This is a genomic window from Nocardiopsis sp. iso_238, assembly GCF_056173325.1.
Map to the genome: position 1 here is coordinate 2,219,324 of NZ_CM149668.1, position 22,846 is coordinate 2,242,169.

General features: G+C 67.8%; 11 protein-coding genes. 10 read left to right on the forward strand and 1 reads right to left on the reverse strand.

The annotated features are described in order from the left end of the window. The first annotated feature begins 62 nt into the window (after positions 1–62). The 4 genes from AC0VYL_RS09895 (at position 63) to AC0VYL_RS09910 (ending at position 6,215) form a co-directional block, all read left to right on the forward strand. Complete coding sequence (locus tag AC0VYL_RS09895) at positions 63–2,237, forward strand: PDDEXK family nuclease (protein ID WP_475482934.1); 2,175 nt, start codon at positions 63–65, stop codon at positions 2,235–2,237. A 124-nt stretch (positions 2,238–2,361) separates the two neighbouring features. Then, positions 2,362–3,963: an alpha/beta hydrolase gene (locus AC0VYL_RS09900; protein WP_475482935.1), complete on the forward strand. Its 1,602-nt coding sequence runs from the start codon at positions 2,362–2,364 to the stop codon at positions 3,961–3,963. Between the two features lie 72 nt (positions 3,964–4,035). Next, entirely contained in the window at positions 4,036–5,622 is a 1,587-nt protein-coding gene (locus AC0VYL_RS09905; RefSeq protein ID WP_475482936.1) for an alpha/beta hydrolase, read from the forward strand. A gap of 116 nt (positions 5,623–5,738) precedes the next feature. Then, a complete protein-coding gene (locus AC0VYL_RS09910; RefSeq protein ID WP_475482937.1) occupies positions 5,739–6,215 on the forward strand; it encodes a hypothetical protein in 477 nt (158 codons plus the stop codon). On the opposite strand, the gene AC0VYL_RS09915 is transcribed toward AC0VYL_RS09910, so the two are convergent. Beyond that, positions 6,175–7,227: an AraC family transcriptional regulator gene (locus AC0VYL_RS09915; RefSeq protein WP_475482938.1), complete on the reverse strand. Its 1,053-nt coding sequence runs from the start codon at positions 7,225–7,227 to the stop codon at positions 6,175–6,177. The genes AC0VYL_RS09910 and AC0VYL_RS09915 overlap by 41 nt on opposite strands. A 117-nt stretch (positions 7,228–7,344) precedes the next feature. On the opposite strand from AC0VYL_RS09915, the gene AC0VYL_RS09920 reads away from it, so the two are divergent. The 6 genes from AC0VYL_RS09920 to AC0VYL_RS09945 all read left to right on the forward strand — a co-directional run bounded on the left by AC0VYL_RS09920 (position 7,345) and on the right by AC0VYL_RS09945 (position 22,798). Continuing rightward, positions 7,345–7,776, forward strand: coding sequence for a DUF6069 family protein (locus AC0VYL_RS09920; protein ID WP_475482939.1), 432 nt, complete (start codon positions 7,345–7,347; stop codon positions 7,774–7,776). Between the two features lie 34 nt (positions 7,777–7,810). Continuing rightward, complete coding sequence (locus tag AC0VYL_RS09925; protein WP_475482940.1) at positions 7,811–9,334, forward strand: UDP-N-acetylmuramoyl-L-alanyl-D-glutamate--2,6-diaminopimelate ligase; 1,524 nt, start codon at positions 7,811–7,813, stop codon at positions 9,332–9,334. Between the two features lie 55 nt (positions 9,335–9,389). Next, the gene (locus AC0VYL_RS09930; protein WP_475482941.1) at positions 9,390–10,100 is read left to right on the forward strand and encodes a VOC family protein; all 711 of its coding nucleotides are present in this window, start codon (positions 9,390–9,392) and stop codon (positions 10,098–10,100) included. Positions 10,101–10,446: 346 nt separating this feature from the next. Continuing rightward, entirely contained in the window at positions 10,447–13,926 is a 3,480-nt protein-coding gene (locus tag AC0VYL_RS09935) for a LamG-like jellyroll fold domain-containing protein (RefSeq protein ID WP_475482942.1), read from the forward strand. 80 nt (positions 13,927–14,006) lie between these two features. Next, entirely contained in the window at positions 14,007–21,053 is a 7,047-nt protein-coding gene (locus tag AC0VYL_RS09940; protein ID WP_475482943.1) for an RHS repeat-associated core domain-containing protein, read from the forward strand. A gap of 893 nt (positions 21,054–21,946) precedes the next feature. Beyond that, positions 21,947–22,798 carry a MerR family transcriptional regulator gene (locus tag AC0VYL_RS09945; RefSeq protein ID WP_475482944.1) on the forward strand — a complete coding sequence of 284 codons (852 nt, stop codon included), beginning with the start codon at positions 21,947–21,949 and terminating at the stop codon, positions 22,796–22,798. Positions 22,799–22,846: the final 48 nt, after the last annotated feature.

Here is a 22,846-nt window from a genome sequence, read left to right on the forward strand (position 1 = left end):
TACTGTGGTCCCGTTCCTGTAGTCGGGGGACGGCCGAGATCGGTGCGTCCGGAAGGGAAACCGTGGACGCACCCCGAATCGCCGTCGTCCTCGTGGGCCAGAACCCCACCCCCGCCCTCCTCTCCTCGCTGACCCTCCCGGTCGACCAACTGCTCCTGGTCTGCAGCGACGGCACCCTGCCCGTGGCCCGCCGCGTCGCCGAGGCGGTCGGCCGCATCGCCCGGGGGCGCTCCGTGCGCGTCCTCAGCGTGGGCGCGGACCCGCACGACCCCGCCTCCGTCACCGGTCTCCTGGAGACGGTCTGCCGCGCGCTCGGCCATCATCCCTGGTACCTCGACTACACCGGCGGCACCAAGGTGATGAGCGTGGCCGCCGCGCTGCACCACGAACGGGTGCTGCCGCCGCACGCACGCGCCTGGCGGTTCTACCTGGACTCCCACAGCGACCTGCTCCGCAGCGCCGACACCGCGCGCCCCGACCAGCCGGTGGGCTGTCAGGGGATCGACCTGCGCACCCTCGCCGGGGTGCACGGCGCCCAGTGGGTGAGCGACCGCGACCCCGCGCCGCTGCGCCGCTTCCTGCACGGCGGGGACGCCGCCCTCGCCGACGCCTACCCGAACCTGCCCGAGAGCGAACGCAACGGGATCGCGGCGGAGGCGCGCGTCCTCTCCCACCTGCGCGGCCTGCTGGGCGGACGGCCCGACACCGAGGTCCTCGGCTCCCGGCGCGTGGCCGACCCCTACCGCCCGGGCGGATCCGTCGCGGACTTCGACATCCTGGTGCGCCACCGCCACCGGGTGCTGTGCGTGGAGGCCAAGACCCGGGCCGAGGACGTGGTGGCCCGCGCGGGCTGGACCGTGGCCAAGGCCCGCCGGGTCTTCGGCGGGGCCACCCTCGTCCTGTTCGTCTACTCCGGCCCCGTCGTCGAGGACCTGCGCGAACAGGTGACCGCGTACAACCCGGCGCTCACCGGCCGCAACGTCCACGTCTGGAACCTGGACGCCCTGACCGAACGCGTCACCACCTTCGCTGCCGTGCGGGACGCCTTCTTCCCGAGCCTGGCCGACGGGCCCACGCCGCCCGCGGTCCCGGCCGTGCTCCCCCAGGGAGCCCCGGAGGCCGCCACCTCCGGCAGCGACGGGTCGGACGGCCAGCTGCCCGCACCACCCGCCCGGCACCCCGGTCCGCAGGACGGGCCGCTTCTGGTCACACCCCTGGGCGGCAGTCGACTGGGCGCCCTCGCCGCGCTGCACGCCCACCGCCCCTCCCGCGCGCTGGTCCTGCCCTCACGGCAGAGCCTGCGGGCGCGCGTACGTGAGGCGGCAGCCGGGGCTCTGCGTGCCGCCGAACACCCGGACGCGCCCCCGGCCGACGCGGCCGCGCTGCGCTCCGAGGGCTACCGGGACCGGGTGAGACTGCCCGCCGACCCGGTGGACGGCTACGACTCCGGCGCGGTCCAGCGGGCCGTCCAGGGCTGGATCGAGCAGGAAAGGGAGGGCGACCAGCCGGTGGTCGTCGACATCACCACGGGGACCAAGGCGATGAGCCTCGGACTGGCCAGGGCCGCCCGGCACTGCGGAGCCTGCGCCACCTACCAGCTGCCCCGGGACCGGGCCGTCGTGTGCCTGACCCACGGCCGCCGCGAGCTGGAGGGACGCGCCCGGATCGACTGGTCGCTGGTGCTGTCCGGGTACGCACCCCTCGCCGCGTCCCTGGAGGAGGTGGTCACCGGACCCGCCCGCGACCAGGTGGACGTGGAACTGCTCGACCTGGCGGGGGCGGCGCTCCGGACGGCGGCCTCGGGCGCGACCGGTGTGTGGTGGGACGTCTCCCTCGCCGACGCGGAGGGGTTCCTGACCGCGCAGGAACGGCCCGGGCTGGTCCTCACCTTCGACGACCGCGCCGTGGGGCTGGCCGCACCGGCGCGCCGACGGCGGCGCACGGCGGACGGACCCCTGCGGGACGTGAGCCCGGGGGCGTGGGCCCAGAGCGTGTTCGCGGCCACCACCCACCTGAACGTGCGCTGCGACGTCGCGGGCACCGTGGTGGCCCTGACCCGGCCCGGACGGGACGTGAGCCGCGCAGGTGAGCTGGTGGACTGGATCGCCCAGCCCGCACCGGGCCGGGCCCCGGGCCTGCGGTTCGGGGAACCGCTGTACCCGCTGGTCGTCGAGGTGGACCCGGAGAGCGGTGCCGACCCGTCCGGAACCCTCACCACGGACGCGAGCAGGCTCTGAACCCGGAGTGATCCCCGTCCCTTTCCGGAACCGTCGTCCCGTTCGCGGTGTCCCATCCGGTGCCCCAGGATGGGGTCGCGGCCGTCCGGCCGCACGTGGACCGGAACGGCGGGGCGTACGAGGCATGGGGATCACGAGTGGTCGGTTTCGAGGGGCTGCGCTGGGAGGCGTGCTCGTGCTCCTTCTCGCCGGGTGCGCGGCGCCGGACGACGACGGCGGCGCGGCGGCGCCCGAGCCGCAGGAGGTCGACTGGGCGCCCTGCCTGAGCGAGCAGGAGCTGGAGGAGGCGCCCGAGTGGGACGGTGACCCGGACTGGCTGGAGACCCTGGAGTGCGGCACCCTCACCGTGCCGCTCGACCACGCCGACCCCGACGGCGACACCGTGGACCTCGCCCTGGCCCGGCGGCCCGCCAGCGGCGGCGCCGACGAGCGGATCGGCTCCCTGGTGGTCAACCCCGGCGGCCCCGGCGAGTCCGGGGTCGCGATGCTCGACCACCCCCTCTTCGACGCGTCGGTCCAGGACGCCTTCGACCTGGTCGGCTTCGACCCGCGCGGGGTGGGCGACAGCGAGGGCTTCGCCTGCGGTGACTGGTTCGCGATGGACGGCGCCCGCCAGGCCGTGGCCGACTCCGGGAACGTCGCCGACGCCGACCTGTCCGACCTGGAGGAGTCCGCCCGCGCCTACGCCGAGTCCTGCGCGGAGACCGTGGGGGAGGACTTCCTCGCCAACATGGGCACCGTGAACGTGGTCCGCGACCTCGACCTGCTCCGCGGCGCCCTGGGCGACGAGAAGCTGACCTACGTGGGCTTCTCCTACGGCACCTACATCGGCGCGCTGTACGCGGAGATGTTCCCGGAGAACACCCGCGCCCTCGTGCTGGACGGCGCCGTCGAGACCGAGCGTCCCAACGTGGAGGTCGCCACCGACCAGGCCGGGGCCTTCCAGGCAGCCTGGGACCTGTTCGTGGACGAGTGCGCGTACGCCTCCCGCTGTCCGTTCGACGGCACGGCCACCGCCGACGCCCGCATGGGGGAGCTTCTGGACCGGCTCGACGCGGACCCGCCCACGGTCCGGGGCTGGTCCGTGGACGGCGACACACTGCTGACCATGGTGAGCCTCCAGCTCTACGACGAGGGCACCTGGCCCGAGCTGGCGGAGGTCCTCGCCGCGCTCGACGAGGACGTCGACGGCGCCGGACCCCAGCTGGAACGCCTCTATGACGACACCTTCGGCCAGGAAGAGGAGGAGTCCGACGAGCCCGAGGCGTCCGACGAGCCGGAATCCTCCGAGGATCCGGGTGTCCACGAGGACACCGAAGCGGCCCTGACCGCCGTCAACTGCGCCGACCGCGCCGACCCGACCGACCCCGACGTCTACCGGGAGGCGGCACAGCGCGCGGCGGCGGACTCCCCGTACTTCGGCGCCGACCTGGTCTGGGAGCAGCTGCCGTGCGCCTACTGGGTCGACACCGAGGAGGCGCCCACCGGCTTCTCCGCCCCGGACGCCCCGCCGATCGTCGTGGTCGGCACGCTCGGTGACCCGGCCACCCCCTACACCTGGGCCGAGGAGCTCACCGAACAGCTGGACACCGCCACCCTGGTCACCTACGAGGGAGCGGGCCACACCGCCTACGGCTACGGGATGGAGTGCGTGGACGGCCCGGTGGACGCCTACCTCCTGGACGGGGCGGTCCCGGAGGCCGGTCTGTCCTGCCCCGCCTGGTAAAACCCGACACGACGGACTGTTTACCCGCCCTCCGGGATGTTCTGCGCGGTTCCGCCCCCGATCGCTCGGAGGATGGGATCCGGCGGCGGAGGACTCTGTGCGGGGGCGGGTGTTCGGGTGCGGGCTCTGGGGGTCGCGGGAGCGGCGTTGGCGCTGGTCGTGACGGCGGGCTTCGTCCCCCTCGACGAGCAGGACCAGGCGCGCTCCTTCTACGGTCAACACGTCGACTGGCGGCCCTGCCTGTCCCCGGAGGAACTGGCCGGGGCCGAACCGGTCGAGGGCGATCCCGACTGGAGGGCGCGGCTGGAGTGCGGCACCGTCACCGTTCCCGTCGACCACGGCGACCCCGGCGGCCGGACCATCGAGACCGCCGTGGTGCGGCACCCGGCCCAGGGCACGGCCGACCAGTACCGGGGATCCCTGGTGTTCAACTTCGGCGGCCCCGGCCGCGCGGGGGTGGCCCGGTTCGAGGCCGGACCCCTCGCGCTGAGCAGGCGGGTCCGCGACTCCTTCGACCTCGTCTCCTTCGACCCGCGCGGCGTGGGGGAGAGCGCCGGGTTCACCTGCCCCGCGTGGGACGCCATGGAGCGGCCGCTGGAGGAGGTGGCGGGCGTCGACCCCGACGAGGTGGGCGACGACCGGCTCCGGGACCTCGAACGGACCGCCCAGAGGTTCACGTGGAGCTGCGAGGAGGAGGTCGGGACGGACTTCCTCGCCAACATGGGCAGTGTGAACGTGGTCCGCGACCTCGACCTGCTCCGTGACGCGCTGGGCGACGAGAAGCTCAGCTACGTGGGTTACTCCTACGGCACCTACCTCGGGGCCCTGTACGCGGAGATGTTCCCGGAGAACACCCGTGCCCTGGTGCTGGACGGGGCCCTCCAGACCCAGCGCGGCGTGATCGCGGACGGCGTGGAGCAGAGCCAGGGGGCGCAGTCCGCCTGGGAGTCCTTCGTCTCCTACTGCCTGGAGAGGGCACCCGAGTGCCCGTTCACCAGCGCGGAGGAGGCCCCGTCCGAGGCCGAGGCACTGCTGGCCGGGCTCGACACCGACCCGATCGTCGTCGGGGACCGCAGTGTCGGCCGCCACGAGATGCTGGCGCTGCTCAGGGACTCCCTGAACGCCGAACGGCAGTGGGAGGGCGACGCGCGCCTGCTGGCCCGGATCGCGCGCGACGAGCGGGACCCCTTCGTCCAGGCCTACCTGGGGCGCTACGCCGCCCCGAGGGACGACCAGGGCGCGACGGCGTCCGCGTTCACGGCGGTGCAGTGCGCCGACCACACACGACCCGGCGACGTCCACGCGTTCCTGGAGGGCGCCCGGCGCGCGGAGAAGGTGTCCCCGTTCTTCGGCGGCGACGAGATCTGGTCGTTCCTGCCCTGCGCGTCCTGGCCCGACACCGAACTCGCCCCGAGCGACCTCAGCGCCCCCATGGCGCCACCGATCCTGGTCGTCGGCACCCGCGACGACCCCGCGACCCCGTACGCGTGGGCCGAGGAACTGGCCGACCAGCTGACCACCGCCACCCTGTTCACCTACGAGGGCGGCGGCCACACCGCCTACGCGGGCGGACGCGGCTGCGTGGACGGCGCCGTGGACGCCTACCTCCTGGACGGTGTGGTCCCCGCCGTCGGCGCCTCCTGCCCCGGAGAACTCTGAGCGACCCCGCTCCCTCCCGGGGAGGATCAGCCTCCCCCGCACGGGGGAGGCGGGGCCGCGCCCGCGCCGAACAGACTCGTGTCACGAGGACGTCGGCGAGGGAAGGCGGAGCGGTCATGGTGAAGCGGGCGGAGAACGGGTCGGCACGAGCCCGGCACGGGTCGACGGGGGCCGGACACGTTCCGGCACGGACCGCACCAGCGTGGCTCGGCCGTGCGGCCGCCGGCGCTGGCCTGCTGCTGGGGGTCGCGCACCTGATGGTCACCGGGTGGCTGGCGGCCGACGCCGACCAGGGGATCGGACCCGGTTACCTGGTCTGGATGGTCGGGCCGCTGGTGGCCACGCTGGGCACGGCCGTCGCGGCGCTGGCCCTCGTGCGTCCCGGAGCCCCGCGCTGGCCGGGCTGGGTCACCGGAACGGCGGCGGTGCTCCTCGCCCTGCTCACCCTGCTCGGGTTCGCGTCCCTGGCCTTCGGTGCGAGCGCGGCCTCCCTCTTCCTGGGGCCCGGTCCGTACGCGCTCCCCGGCACGGTGCTCTTCACCGCCCTCACCCTCAGCTCACGGGCGGCGCGGCGGGCGCCCGCGGCTCCGTGAGGTCGCGCGCCGCCTCACGGTACCGGCCGGGGGGCCGGCCGAACTCGCGTTTGAACGCGTTGGCGAAGGCGAACTGCGAGGAGTACCCCACCCGCGTCGCCACCGAGCTGATGGTGGCGTCCTCCTCGCGCAGCAAACGCGCGGCCGTGGTCAGCCGCCACCACGTCACGTAGGCCAGCGGGGACTGCTGCACCAGGGCCGTGAACCGGCGGGAGAAGGCGGCACGCGAGAGCCCGGCCCGTTCACCCAGCTCCGCCACGCTCCAGGGGTGCGCCGGGTCGCGGTGCACGGCCTGGATCGCGGCGTGCACCCCGGGGTCGCGCAGTGCCCCGGCGAAGCCGCGGCCCGCGCTCTCGTCCCCCTCCCGCAGCTCCTCCAGATAGGTGCGCAGGATGTACACGACCAGCATGTCCAACAGGTGAGGGACGAGCGTGTCCCCACCGGGCCGGTTCGTGCCCAGCTCCCGGCCGAGCAGCCCCACGGCCAGCGGGAGCTCGGACCTGCGCCCGACCTTCGCGGGCAGGTGCACCACGGAGGGGAACTCGGCCAACAGCGGATGCGGGGTCGACGCGCTGGCGTCGTAGGAGCCGCCCACCGTGACACAGCTGGGCTCGCCGTCACCGTCCCCGATCGTGGCGGCGCCGAACGCGGGCACGGGAGGCATCTCCTTGGGGCGCGCCCACCCCCGCGAACACACCAGCGTGGGCACGGGGTCCCCGCCCGTCGCCGCGGCGCGCAGCACACCGGAGCAGTCCACGCCGCCGTCGGACACGTCGGGGGAGCTGCTCAGCAGGTGTTCGCGGCCGCGCGGCAGGAAGAGGACGTCGCCCAGGCCCAGCTGCAGGGGTTCCGCACCCTCCGTGAGGAGCCACGTGGACCCCTGAAGGACCACCATGAACTTGGCGCCGGGGACCTCCGGGAACCGTGTGGCGTAGGGGGCCTGCCATTCGATCCGCGCCGACCGGGGCTGGCCCGTGCGCACGGTCGAGATGACGTCGCTCAGCACATCCATGCCGTCATCGTACTCACCTGTGGACGATCGCGCATAGATCAGAGCGGATCACGCATAGGAAGTCTCGGCCTCCCCGCTTAGGTTCGTGTCGAACCCCATCGCAACAGGGAATGAGCCATGACCCAAAGCCTCACCGAAACCCCGACCGCCGTCCGTCCGACCTGGAAGCCGCGCCTGGCCGCGGTGCTCGCGGTCACCGTCGTCAACACCCTCCTCGCCCTCGCGGCGCCGCTGCTGGGCGCGGACCTGGTGGTCGCCCCCGAGGGACAGGAGCCCGGAGCCGTCGCGTGGCCCGCCCTCACACTCTTCACCGCCGTGTTCGCCCTGCTCGGATGGGGCGTGCTCGCCCTGGGCGAGCGCTTCCTGGGCCGACGGGGCCTCATCGTGTGGACGGTCGTCGCGGTGCTCGTCACCGTGGCGATGTTCCTGCCGCCGCTCACCGTGGGGGCGACCGCCGCGACCGTCGTCGTCCTGCAACTCACGCACCTGGTGGTCGCCGCCGTCATCCCGGTGTACTGGCGGACCTCCCGGACCTCCCGGACCGCCTGAGGCCGCTGCGGGCGCGTACACTCCGGGTACACCGGTGTCGGCCGCGCCCGCAGCCGCACCGCCTTGGAAGGGACACCCCCTGCAACTGAGCGCACTGCTCAACGGCCATGCCCACCAGGTCATCTACGGGGACCCCGATATCCCCATCGCCTCGGCGCCCTGCGTCGACCTCGACCGGGTGGCGCCGGGCTCGCTCTACCTCGCACTCCCAGGGCACCGCGAGGGCGGCCCGGAGGGGGTCGCCACCGCGTTCGCCCGGGGCGCTGTCGCCGCCCTCGTGGAGGAGCCCCCCAACGGGGACGACCTGTCCGCTCCACCCGGTACCTGCCTGGTCCGGGTCGCCGACGCCCGGGTCGCGGCGGCTCTGGTCTGCGCCCGGTACCACGGTGAGCCAGGAGACGCGATGGACGTCGTCGCGGTCACCGGCACCAACGGCAAGACCTCCGTGTCGTCCATGTACGAGTCCCTGCTGAGTGCCGCCAACGGGGCCCGGGTGGGGGTCATCGGCACCTCCGGGGCCCGGACCGGCGGCGACCCGATCCCCATGCCCAGGACCCTGCTCAGCACCCCCGAGGCCCCGGATCTCCAGTACCTCCTGTCCCGCATGCGCGCCCGGGGCACGCTCAGCGTCGTGCTGGAGGCGACCTCCATGGGCCTGCTCCAGCACCGCGTGGACGGCTCACACATCGACGTCGGGATCTTCACCAACCTGACCCAGGACCACCTGGACGACCACGGCACCATGGAGCACTACCGGGACGCCAAACTGCGGCTGTTCCGGGGGCTGTGCCGTCGGGCCGTGGTCAACGTGGACGATGCGGTGGGTGCCACGATCCCGGAGCTGATGCCGGGCGCGACGGTCACCTACTCCGTCGAGGTCCCGGCCGACTACCGGGCGACCGACCTGGAGGTGGACGCCTTCGGCACCCGGTTCGTCCTACACCACGAGGGCCGCAAGTACCCGGCGGCGATCCCCGTGCCGGGACGCTTCTCGGTGTCCAACGCGCTCGCCGCGCTGGCCGCCTGTCACGTCCAGGGGCACGAACTCACCGGGCTGGTGGCCGCGTGGGAGCGGATGCCCCAGATCCCGGGGCGCTTCGAGCACTTCGCGGCGCCGCGCGGGGTCTCGGTGATCGTCGACTACGCTCACTCGCCCGACTCCCTGGACCAGGTCCTGGGCACCATCCGCAGCTTCGCCCAGGGACGGGTGTTCACGGTCTTCGGCTGCGGCGGGGACCGGGACACCACCAAGCGCGCCCGGATGGGGGAAATCGCAGGCACCCACTCCGACCGGTGTGTGCTGACCTGGGACAACCCGCGCCATGAGGACCCGGAGGCGATCATGGACCAGGTCGCCGAGGGGATCGAGTCGACCGGGACCCCGTTCACCCGCATCGCCGACCGCCGCGCCGCCATCGACCGCGCCCTCTCCGTGGCCCGCTCCGGTGACGTGGTGCTCGTCGCGGGCAAGGGGAGCGAGTCCCACCAGATCGTCGGCGACGAGCTGCTGCCCTTCGACGACATGACCGCGGTGCGCGAACTCGTCGCCGCGCATTGACGCACGACCCTCTCCTTTGGTTAGGTTAGCCTGGCCTAATCAAAGGAGGTCTGGTGTGACCGCTGAGCGACCCGAGTTCGACCATCTCCTGCACTGGGTGCCCGACGTGCCCGAAGCGGTGCGCCAATACACCGAGGCGGGGTTCCCCGCCCACACCAACGAGCCCTTCGACGGGTTCCGCAACGGGGCCTGGCGGTTGGACGAGCGCTACGTCGAGATCGTCACCGTCCTCGACGAGTCCGCCTATGACACCGGGGTCTTCAGTCGGGCCCTGAAGGTCTTGCGCCCCGCCATCGAGGACGTCGCCGCTCGGGGGCGCGGGGCCATGACCTTCGCGGTCAACGTCACCGACGCCGCCGCCTCCGCCCAGCGCCTCCGCCTGCGGGGACACCGCGTGGAGGAGGTCGTCGCCGCCCCCGAGGGCCGCGACGTGAGCTTCCGCGAGGTCTTCCTCCCCGACGCCCCCTTCTGGGCGCCCTTCCTCATCACCTACGACCCGCCCCGCGAGCAGCTCTTCACCGATTACGTCCGGGGTCGCTTCACCCCGGGGCCCCACGACCTCCGGGCGATCGTCATCCAGACCGCCGACCCCGAGTTCTCGGCCCGCTGGTTGGGCACCCTTCTGGGCCTCCCGACCCAGGGCACCGAGGTGCCCCTCCCCGGAGGCTCCGTCCTCTTCGAGGAGGGCCCCGAGGACCGCATCGTCGCCCTCGTCACCACGGGCCCGGAAACCGAGATCGAGGGCCTGGACTTCCGCAGCCTCTGACACGCGCACGCCGCCTCCACCGCCGGGGCGGCGTCGAGACCCTTCCGTCTCCTACGTTCCGTTGGGAAGCTCTGACCAGGTGTGATGCAGGCGAGGTCGCGGCATGTGCGGACCCCGTGAAGCTCGGAGCGCGCAGCGTTCTCGGGTGTGGTTTACCCGGCTTCGTGGCCGGATGCGGCCAGATCTGATTGCCGCATGTCAAGGATGGTTCCCGGTTCCATATTCGCGTGGTCGGGGCTCCGAACGATTGTGGGTCGATGTAGGTGCTGGTTAAAGTCCTGCCTTGATCCCAGGTGCGAGGGTTGTCCCCGGGTTCTCACATCCCCTTGACACGAACGGCCATCCCATGCGTCGCCCCTGGACCCGTGCGACCGCGGTCTCGACCGCCACTGCTCTGCTCCTGACCCTGACCACCGCTCCTCCTGTGGCGGCACAGCCGACATCACCGGACCCCGCCAGCTCCGAGGAACAGCAGGAGCTCGACGCCCTCGCGCTCGCGGAGCAGACCGGTGAACCGGTCGAGATCCCCGGGCTGACCGACGAGAAGACCCAGCACTTCGCCAACCCGGACGGATCCCTCACCGCGGAGATCTCCACGATCCCCCAGCGGGTGCGCTCCGAAGACGGGTGGGTGGACGTCGACACGACCCTGGTCAAGGCCGATGACGGCACCGTGCGGCCACGGGCCGCGGGCATGGACATCGCCTTCTCCGGCGGCGGCGACGACGCGATGGCCCACATCGGCATCGGCTCCAACAACGTCGCCCTGGGCTGGATCGACGACCTCCCCGAACCCGTCCTGGAAGGCGACCAGGCCACCTACACCGACGTACTTGCGGACGTGGACCTCGTCCTGACCGCCGGTGTCGAGGGCTTCAGCCAGGTCCTGGTCGTCCACACTCCGGAGGCCGCCCGACTCCCCGAACTCACCGAGATCGCACTCCCGTTGCGCACCACCGGTGTGACCATGACGGCGGACGAGCACGGCAACCTCGACGCCACGGGCGACGCCGGCGGCCAGAGCGTGTTCTCCGCCCAGGCCCCGGCCATGTGGGACTCCACGGGGGAGGGACACGAGAGCGAAGACCCCACGGTGTCGGCGCCCTCCGGAGCGCGTGTGCTGACGGTCCCGACCTCGGTCGAGGTCGACTCCATCCGGCTCGTGCCTGACCAGGGCATGTTCGTGGACGAGGCCACCGAGTTCCCCGTCTACATCGACCCCTCCGTGAGCGCCAGCCGCCCCAACTGGGCCTACGTCGACTCCGCCTTCCCCACGCAGGCCTACTACAACCCCAAGGTCGACGACGTGGGCATCGGCAGGGTCGAATGGGACCGGCCCTACACCCGACGCGCGTTCTTCCAGTTCACAGTGATGGGCAGGACGAACCACCCCAACACCATCATCAACTCGGCCACGCTACGCACCGAGATCGAGTGGGGGTGGGACTGCACCAGCAACGCCCACATCCAACTGCACCGCACCGACGCTTTCACCAACAAGACCACCTGGAACAACCAGCCCACCACCCGCACCCTCCAGGACACCCAGAACGTCAAGGGCGGCTGGGCGACCTGTCCCAAGAGCAGCGGAGTGGAGTTCGACGCCACCAACGCCTACCGGTGGGGAGTCAACAACAACGCCTCCCACATCCGGCTCAGACTCAAGGAACGCGACGAGAGGGGCACGACCGCCTGGCGGCGCGTCAACACCAAGAAGAAGCCCCCGGTGCTCGTGGTGAACTACAACCACCCGCCAGAGAAGCCGGTCACCTCCACCATCTCCGACTCCCTGGGAGGCACCTGCCAGACCGACCGATCCGCGCCCCGGATGATCAACAACACCGAGGTCAGGTTCAACGCCCAGATCCGGGACCGTGACTCCTACTGGGTGGGCCAGCAGGTCAAGTCGCAGTTCGAGTGGAAACTCGCCGGTGTGGACGGTCGCGTTGGTGCCGCTGACTCGGCCTATGTGACCGTGGGCAAGTGGTCCGGAGGCAGCTACCGGCCGGTGACCGCGAAGGACCTGCCAGAGCGAGAGTTGATCGCCTACCGGGTGCGCGGCCACGACCGATCCAACTGGGGCCCGTGGTCGTCCTGGTGCTTCATCGAGGTCGACACCACCAAACCCGACTCCGGTCCCAAGGTGACCTCCACCGACTACCCGGCGGGTGACGAGCCCCATGGTTCCGTGGGGCGCACGGGCGAGTTCACGTTCGCCAACAACGGCGTGGACGCGGCCACCGCGTACCACTACAGCGTCAACGACGCCAGCTGTTCGACCAAGGTCGACCTCGACGAACAGGGCGCGTCCGTGACCCTGCCGATCACCCCGCGCAGGGACGGCCCCAACCTCATCCACGCCCGCATCACCGACGCCTACGGAAACTCCTCGGAATGCGGACTGGCGTACACGTTCACCGTCGCCCCACCCGCTGAGTCGGTCGCGCACTTCACGTTGGACGAGGGGCAGGGCGGCACCGCGACGGACACGGCGGACGCGAGCCGTTCGGCCACGGCCTCCGGTGACGTCGCGTGGGCGCGAGGCCGAGTGGGGGAACGGACCGGCGGGAGCTACCGTCTGGAAGGTACCGGCCTGGACACGTCCAGCGGTGAACGCCTCAGCACACAGGGTCCGGTCGTCGACACCGGCGACGCGTTCTCGGTCTCCGCCTGGGTGCGGCTGGACGAGTCCAACCCGAGCCGCCCCTACACGGCAGTGGGTCAGGACGGTGAGCGACACAGCGGTTTCTACCTGGGCTACCAGCACACGCAGGGCGGTCGGTGGATCTTCAAGCAGGCACCCTACGACGGGGACGCCACAGCGATCTCGGAAGCGGTGCGGTCCATCGAACCCGCCCAGGTCGGGGTGTGGACGCACTTGCTGGGGATTCACGACCCCGAGACCGGAGCGCTCACCCTGTACGTGGACGGTGTCAACCAGGGGTCGCACATTCAGAAGACCCCCTGGAACGCTGAGGGGCCGCTGATCATTGGCGGGGCCAAGTACCGGGGCACGTACAACGACTTCTGGCCCGGATCCATCGACGACGTGCGCGTGTGGGACCGGGTCCTGGTCGACGAAACCGTGGGCGAGGACGAGGAAGCCAGGTCGGAGATCTGGGAGCTCGCCAACCGACCAGCCGCGCTTGAAGGGCGCTGGCAGCTTGACGAGACCTCGGGCACCGTAGCGGCCGACTCCTCCGACCACGGTCTGAACGCCACCCTGGAGGGTGACCCGCTCACCGCCTGGAACCAGGCCATGAACGACGTCACCTTCGCCCCCGGCGTGAGCCTGAACCCGTCGACCCGGGAACACCTCCACACCGGAACCCCCTCGGTGCGGACCGACCGCAGCTACAGTGTCGCGGCCTGGGTGCGCCTGGACGAGGTCGGATACAACGCGGCTGCGGTGGCCCAGAACGGCACGGACCACAGTGCCTTCTACCTCAGCTACCAGCACACCTACGACTGGGACAACTGGGTGATGAAGCTTCCGCCCCAGGACCGGACCGGGGCCACCGGCTGGCACCGATCCCTGTCCGAGCACGCTCCCGAGTTCGGTCGTTGGACCCACCTGGCGGCCACCTACGACCACACCCGGGGCGAGGCCACCCTCTACGTGGACGGTGTGGCCCAGGAACCCGTGAAGGTTCCGAGTGCCTGGCACGCGAGCGGTCCCGTCATGATCGGCGGCTCCCAGTTCGAGAAGAGGTTCTCCGGTGCCTGGGCCGGAGACATCAGCGACGTCCACCTGTACCAGGGCGTGCTGTCCCAGGACGACATCCAGAACGTCTACGAGGGCATGATCCCGACGAGTTCTCCCTGAACGAGGCCCGTACCCCGCTCACCCCCATCCCCGGCTAACGAACCCGGCGGCAACGACGACCGCCGGGACGGAGGACTCCTGTGTCCAAACATCCTTCCACCAGCCAAGACAACGTTGACGAACCCGTGCCCAAGGGCATTCGTATCGGTCGCGTACTCAGGCGAGGCATCTCCAACACTGTCGTCCTGTCGGTGGCGGCCACCCTTCTGGCTGCTCCTTCCTCCCAGGCAACACCCCAGAACTCGGCGCCAGAGGTCGAGGACGAACCCTGGATCGAGGGCAGCGAGTTCGTTGCCGCGACCACCGAGGTGGACAACGCGGCGGACGAGGCTTCGATCGCCACGCTCGCGGAGGTGACCTGGCCCGCACCCCAGACCTTTGAGCTGGTGGAGGGAGGGGATCCAGGCGAGCAGGCCGACCTCTTGTCCGCTATTCCCGACGATGCCGTGGTGGCGGTCGGCGCGCTGCCAACCGAAGTCACGGATTCATGGGAGATGCCTCTTCCCTTTGAAGAGCGTACGGAGGAAACGGCCTCTCAGGAGGAACGTCGTCTACCCAAGGAACCCGGAGGTGACGCTTCAACAGACGACAGCGATGAGGAGTCGTCTGGGCAGGTATCCGAGCCGGGCGAGGACACCGAGACCGAGCAAGTCCCCCCTCCTGAGGAACCAGACGAGGACGAGGTGTCCGACGACGAGGCAGAGGAATCCGAGCCCGCCGAAGATCAGACACCTCAACCTGTGGAAGCAGCGCGGGTTGATCTCCTCAGCCAGGAAGAAGCCTCGGAGGTGGGGGTAGACGACGGGCTTCTCCTTGAGGTGACGCGTACGGACGGCATCGAAGCCCCTGGCCCCGTCGAGATCGTGCTCGACTACTCGGGGTTCGGCTCGGCCTTCGGCGGAGACTACGGATCAAGGCTCCGGCTCCTGGCCCTCGCCGGTTGCGAGAATGAACAGGAAGAGGAGTGCACCCAGGCTTATGACCTGGGATCGGTCAACGATCCGACGACGCGGACCCTCAGCGCCGTCGTACCGGCCACGTCCTCCGGAGTGAAGCTCATGGCCGCGTCCGGAGGGGACAGCGGTAACGGAGACTACAAGGCCAGTGACCTCTCGCCTTCGGCCTCCTGGGACGTGAGCCTCCAGACCGGGGACTTCGCCTGGACCTATCCACTCGAGGTTCCGGACGTCGCCGCTGACATGGCGCCCGACATCGCCCTGTCCTACTCCTCCGGTTCCGTCGACGGGCGTACCGTCTCCACCAACAACCAGGCCTCCTGGATCGGTGAGGGATTCGACTACCATCCCGGCTTCATCGAACGCGCCTACATCCCCTGCGCCGAAGACGGGCAGAAGACCCCGAACAAGACCGGGGACATGTGCTGGAAGAGACAGAACGCCACTCTGTCCCTGAATGGCATGTCCAGCGAACTCCTTCAGGACTCCGACGGAACCTGGCGACTGCGCAATGATGACGGCTCCAAGGTCGAACGCCTGAACGGTGCGACCAACGGCGACAACGATGGTGAGTACTGGAAGGTCACCGTCACTGACGGCACGCAGTACTTCTTCGGTCGTAACCGCCTTCCCGGATGGTCCTCGGGTAGGCCCGAGACCAACTCCGCCTGGACCATGCCCGTATACGGAAACGATTCCGGCGAACCCTGTAACAAATCGTCTTTCTCGGACTCCTGGTGTCAGCAGGCCTGGCGATGGAACCTCGACTACGTCGTCGACGTGCACGGCAACGTCATGACCCTGCACTACACCAAGGAGGGAAACCACTACGGCCGCAACATGAAGGCGGATGACGCCACCCCCTACGACCGGGGCGGCCACCTGCGTCGGATCGAGTACGGCCTGACCACCGACGATGTCTTCGCCACGGCTCCGGCACGGGTGAACTTCACTGTCGCCGAGCGGTGTCTGAGCACAAGTTCCTTCGACTGCGCACCCGACAAGCGGGAGAAAGCCAACGCCAAGCACTGGCCCGACGTCCCACTCGACCTGGACTGCAAGTCCGGGGCGAAGTGCGCTGACAAGTTCTCACCGGCCATGTTCACCACCAAGCGTCTGGAGAAGGTCTCCACTCAGTTCCATGACGGATCGTCCTACTCCACGGTCGACTCCTGGAAGTTCGAGCACCTCTTCCCGGCACCGGGGGACGGAACTGACCCCACGCTCTGGTTGGACTCCATCACCCATACGGGACACGTGGGGGGCACGCTGATCCAGCCCTCCATGACGTTCTCCGGCACTCCTATGCCCAACCGAGTCGACTCCACCAGTGACGGGGTCGCCCCGCTCAACAAGTGGCGTATCACCGCCGTCTACACCGAAACCGGTGGGCAGCTCGATGTCTCCTACTCCGCACCCGACTGCACTGCGGGGGCCACACCCACACCACACGCCAACACCAAACGCTGCTATCCGGTCCGCTGGGTGCCGAGTGGGCGCGGTGATGACGACATCACTGACTGGTTCCACAAGTACGTCGTCACGCAGGTGGCGGAAGTGGACCTGGTCACCGACCAACCCGACGTGATCACCACCTATGACTACAGGGGTGGTGCTGGTTGGCGATACATGGAAGCGGACGGGTTCACCAAGGACGACAGGCGTACGTGGTCCCAGTGGCGCGGGTACGAAATCGTTCGGGTGATCTCCGGACTCGGGGGCGAGACGCAGTCCGAGGAGGAGCACCGGTTCTTCCGAGGGATGCATGGTGATCACCTGCCCAGCGGCATGCGTAGCGCGAAGGTCACCGACACCGAGGGCGGCGAACACACCGACCACGATCGCTTCAACGGTCAGACTCTGGAGACGCTGACGCGTAACGGTCCTGGTGGGGAGGTGGTTGAGAAGGAGATCACGCTGCCCTGGAGTCGGAAGACCGGTTCCCGCACCTACTCCTGGGGCACCGTGGAGTCCCACATGGTCGACTCAGCGTCGGTCCGTAGCTACGAGCCCTTGGCCAGCGGTGGATGGCGCCAGCATCGTGTCGACACCACCTTCGATGAATTCGGCCTGCCGATCGAGGTCTTCGATCGCGGTGACGTATCAGCGAAGGGAGACGAGGTATGCGCTCGCACAACCTACAACCGAAACACCGATCTCCATCTACTGGACTTGTCGTCCCGGGAGGAGCTCGTGTCCGTAGGGTGCGACACGTCTCCCGAGCGCCCCAAGGACGTGATCGGAGATATCCGGACCCACTTCGACGGGAAGGGATTCGGAACGATCCCTGTCAAGGGAGTGGAGACCGCCTCCCAGCGTCTGGTCGGCTACGACGGATCCGTCCCTCGGTATCAGACCACCGAGACGTCAACCTTCGATCGGTATGGCCGCCAACTCTCGCAGACTGACACGGAGGGTAACACCACCACTACCGAACACACCGATGTCGTGGTCGGTGGTGGTGCCACCAAGATCAGCACCACCAATCCGTTGGGCCACACTCAGACCGTCCATGTGGATCCAGCGAGGGCACTCGCGGTCGCCGAAGTCGATGCCAACGGCAAACGTACCGATCTGGCCTATGACCCCCTTGGACGGGTCAAGGACGTCTGGCTGGCAGACCGAGCCAAGGACCGTGTCTCCCCCAGCATGAAGTTCGGATACCACCTGTCCAAGGAGGTTCCGACCTATGTCACCACGAGCACGCTCAACGCCGCAGGTGACTATGTCACGAGCTACCAGATTCACGATGGTTGGCTTCGACAGCGCCAAACTCAGAGCCCTTCCGCCGGTGGCGGGCGCCTGATCAGTGACCTACTGCACGACTCACGTGGACTCGCGGTGCAGACTCGTGCCGCCTATCCCAACGAGGGGGCACCCAGTGGAAATCTCTTCGGTGTCAACAACACCGACGAGATCCCGCGATACACGCTCGCCGTCTACGACGGAGCGGAACGGTCCCTCGAGCAGATCCACATGTCACGAGGGCAGGAGCAATACCGGACGTCGACCGAGTATGTGGGCGAACAGAAGCGGATGACTCCTCCAGAGGGGGGAACGGGCACCACCACGGTCACCGATCAGCGGGGGAACACGGTGGAGTTGCGTCATCACCACGGACGTCAGCCCACTGGTGACTACGACGCGATCCACTACACATACACCCCCAGTCAAGAGCTGGAGACTGTTACCGACAGCGCGGGTAACGAATGGCGTTACACCTACGACATCAACGGCCGTCGCACGTCCAGTAGTGATCCGGACACGGGTACCACCACGTACAGCTTCGACTCGTTGGACCGTCTGATCTCCAGCACGGACGCCCGGGATCAGACGCTGGTAACCACTTACGACGTGCTCGGACGTCAGGTGGCCCTTCACGAAGAGTCCACTGAGGGGCCGCTGCGAATCGAGTGGGTATACGACACCCTGGTCAAGGGACAGATCACTTCGACCATTCGCCACGATGGCGATCTTGCGTACAGCAACAGTGTGCTTTCCTACGACGACCTCTACCGTGCTATGGCGACTTCCGTCACCATCCCGGAAGAGGAGCGTGGATTGAGTGGAACCTACCGGTTTATCACTAGATACAACCCCGACGGAAGTATCCGGAACCACGTGTCCCCAGCTGCGGGTGGCCTATTCCAGGAAAATATCAACTACACCTACGACGGTCTTGGAAATGTCACTGCTGTCACTGGTGACGGTTCGTACGTAACGGCTGCTGAGTACTCCAAAGTCGGCAACCTGGTGATGCGGACACTGGCGAGAACCAATAACAGCGCTACTCGCTATTGGCAGGCCTGGGACTACAGCGAGGCGACCAACCGCCTGAACGAGAGCCGGGTCGTTCCGCGGTTCGGCGAGGGATCGCTGCAGCACCTCCACTACTCCTATGACGACGCCGGAAACATTCTGTCGCTGAGGGACGAGCCCAGTGACAGCACGCGACCGGCGGATGTGCAGTGCTACACCTATGATCACATGCGTCAGCTCACCGAGGCGTGGACTCCTGACGCCACCGGTCCGCAGGCCTGCGAAGCGAATCCCGCTGTGAGTGATCTTGGTGGGCCAGCACCCTACTGGCACTCCTATGCCTACGACACAATCGGCAACCGTGTCACGGAGACCCGGCACGGGGGCGTCGGCGGCACAACCGAGCGCACCTACACGCATCCCGGCGCGGGACAGGGCCAACCACACACGCTCACGCAGGTCCACGAGAGCGGTCCTGCGGGCGATCGGCTGGAGCAGTACGGATACGACGAGTCCGGCAACATGATCTCTCGCACCACCCCAGTCCACGAACAGGGCTTGGAGTGGGACGCCGAAGGGCTCCTGGTTCGCGTCGAAGACGCGGCGGCAGGGGTGACCACGTTCACTTACGATGCCAGTGGCGATCGTCTCATTCGCCGCGACGCCAGCGTGTCAACTCTCTATCTGCCTGGCATGGAGATCCACTTCGAGCGATCGTCTCTCGTCACCCAGGCCCTGAGGTTCTACGAACACAATGGAGATCCCATTGCTGTTCGAGATGTCGACAACAATGTTTCCTGGACCTTTGTTGACCATCACGGCACCGGGCAACTTGCGGTGGAATCGGTTGGTGGACAGGTGACCCAGCGCCGGTTCACGGCGTTCGGTGCTGATCGTGGCACCGGAGGCGAATGGCCCAGCGAGCGTGGGTTCGTGGGCGGTGTCATCGACGACTCCACCGGGTTGACACAGATCGGGGCCCGGGCGTACGACGCAGCTCTTGGTCGCTTCCTCTCGCCAGATCCGATCGTTGACCTGACCGACTCGCAGCAAATGCACGGATATACCTACGCCAATAGTAATCCGGTGAGCTTCACCGACCCGGACGGTCTTTTCCTTCGCAAGACCTGGAACAAGGTGCGTCGTGTGGCAAGTCGAGTCAAAAACCGAGTACGGACATCCGTGCGCACGAGATGGAACAACTCCCGAGCCCGGGCCATTCGACAGTCTATTCGACGTACGACCTTCAGGATTCAACGCCGTACCTTCAACCGAGTCGAGCGTGCGACCCGGAGGGTTCCCTTCCGGCGGCAGGCGTGGAACGCTATGTATGGGCTGACTGCTGCCACCCAGAGAATTAATTCGGGCATGTGGGTTGCCGACGGAATAGCCAGGACAATTGGACTTCCAACGCAAATGGAGACGTTCGAGAGGTTCGGGGGAGACAAGAACTCTAGGTCATTCCGGAGTGTCGAACTCGCCTTTGATGCGGGTATCGAATTGGCAACAGGTCCCATTCCCGCGGGCAGTGCGATGCGGGCCCTGCGCAACGGTGACAAACTCAAGGATGTCTTCTCCCGGTTCCGCAGGGGCGGGAACTGCAACAGTTTCGCTGCAGGGACCCTGGTGGTGATGGCTGACGGAACCACCAAGCCGATCGAGGAGATTCAGGTCGGTGACCAGGTGCTGGCCACCGCCCCTGAAACCGGCGAAGAAGGTGCGCGTGAAGTCCTGGCCACGATCGTGGGGTCGGGCACCAAGACCCTCGTTGAGGTCACCGTGGACACCGCTGTTCAGCTGAAGGTCACCGACGCCGGACACGGTGTGATCGATGAGGCGCTCGGTCGTCCAGGGCCGATGGTGTTGGGCGATACCATCATTGCTACTGATGGGCACCCCTTCTGGTCTCCGGAAATGGAAGCATGGGTCGACGCGGTCGACCTGGTCGCAGGGATGTGGTTGCTTTCCTCTGAAGGCACCTTGGTTCAGATCACTGAGGTCAAGGCATGGACTCAGTCCTCCACCGTTCACAACCTGACGGTTCAAGGGATCCACACGTACCATGTACTCGCAGATGAGACACCGGTCCTCGTCAGTAATTCAGGTGGACCTTGTTCCAGAACGCTGGACGAGACCTACAAGTCAGCGAACACACCAGCAAAGCTGGAACATGTTATTGATCCTAAGAAGCATGGTTTTGACGGTCTTGTTGATCGCTCCGGAGGGCGAGAACAGGCCATGCGGAGGATTGTGGACAGCTTGGGTGATGTGAATGACCTCCCGTCGGCTGGAAGATTTGAAGTGAATCGAACCATCGATAATGATAATGTGACTATTCGTGGTGCGGTTGTCAGGGGGGTTCCGAGAATCGGAACTGCCTTCATTCCAGAAAAGTTCCCTGGAGGGAAATAGATGAGCGCTTCTTCGAATTCAAGGCCTCTCGGTGAAAAAGAGCGATGTCTGGTCGAGTATATTCTTCGAGAGGGGTTTCCTGGGTCGGAGGTTCTGCGGCGTCAGCTTGATAAGACTCGTGTGGTATCTTCCTGGGGTATTGGGTCTGTTAGTGTTGATCTAGAGGTTGCGAGTGATGCGCCTAGGTCATCTTTTTCCTCCGGGGTCGTTCCGGTTTCCTGTGTGGTAACTGGTGACGATGGAGAACTCGTCGGGGAGATTCTCCTGTGGGTCACATCGGGGGCGTTGTCTGGAATTGAATATTCTTGGTATGGCGATGAGCCGCCTACTGCACTTCCGAGTGTGAGGCAATTGAATCTAGGTTCTCTCTAAAACATCTGCTAAAGAAAGCTCGGTCGGATGGGTGTTCGGCCGGGCTTTCGCTGATTTTAGGTTTGTGGGTCCATGGGGTCCAGCACGGTCAGGCCGGCGGAGTCGCGCGACTGCACAAGATTGAAGGGGGTGGCATTAATCTGATAGCTCTTGTCTAGATCCTGTTTTGGTTCATGTTAAAGCTATCCATTCTCTCCGGGGTTGGATGTGTTTCCCGGTAGGGTTCGGTCGAGAAACATTGCGGCCGACATCGATATGCCGATCGGCCTTGTAGGGGCGGTGGGGTGGCAGGGTGGAGTTCGTTTCGTGGGTGAACCGGTTCGGCTTGAGTGGAGGAAGGGCCAGGTCACCGAACCCCGTATCGTCCAGGATTGATCCGGCGTACCAGCCGCGCAGGCTTGTTGTTTGACTCTGGCTTCTTGTCGGTTTGCGCCCGGATCGATTCACCCAGGGCTGGTGACAACACCCCGGCTCTACCAACCGCTTGACCCTCTGGTAACCGCAAGCCTGAGACTGGCATCATGAGCCTTTCCATCAAGGACTTCAGCGAGATGAGCGAGCTCTCTCCCCAGACGCTGCGCTTCTACCACTCCGAGGGGCTGCTGGTCCCCGCGGTGGTCGACGACGACACCGGGTACCGGTACTACGACTTCGAGCAGGTCCAGGAGGCCCTGCTGGTCAGCGCGCTGCGCGGGACCGGGATGAGTGTCAGGGACGTGCGTCGGGCGGTGGAGGCGCCCGACACGGCGGCCGGGTTGCTCGACGAACACACCGAGGGGTTGCGCCGCCAGCGCGAAACCGAGGACGAGGCGATCACGACCGCCCGCAGCCTCCTCACCTCCTGGCCCGAGGTGCGGCGCCGGAAGGTGCCGGAGATGACGGTGCTCTCGGCGGAGGTCAGGGCGGTCCCCGTGGAGAAACGGCGGGGCCAGCCGGACCAGTACGACTGGGACGAGGTCACCTCGGCGGTGCGGGCAGTGGTGACGGAGCTGCGAGCACTGGCCGAGGAACACGGAGCCACGGTCGCGGGGACTCCCTGGTTCACGTGGGCCGGTGAGACCCACGAACAGCGGGAGGCGGCACACACTCCGGAGGGGCCGCACTGGCTGGCCAAGGTCCCGGTCTCAGCGGATGCGGAGCGGTTGGCGGCGCTGGCCGAGAAGGTCGATGTGCAGACCTTCGAGGCCCGTGAGGAACTCGCCATCCACCTGCCGGGCAGGATCACCATGCCCACGCACGCCGTGGCCCAGCTCCGGCTGGTGACCCAGGTCCCCGAAGGCCTCTTCCCTGACGCCTCCACACAGCGCCACATCCTGCACGACGACGGGACCGAGACCGCCGTGCGCCTGAGCGCCCTCTGCCGCCACTCCTGAGACACGACGACGCCCCGACCGGAAACGGCCGGGGCGTTCGTGCGTACC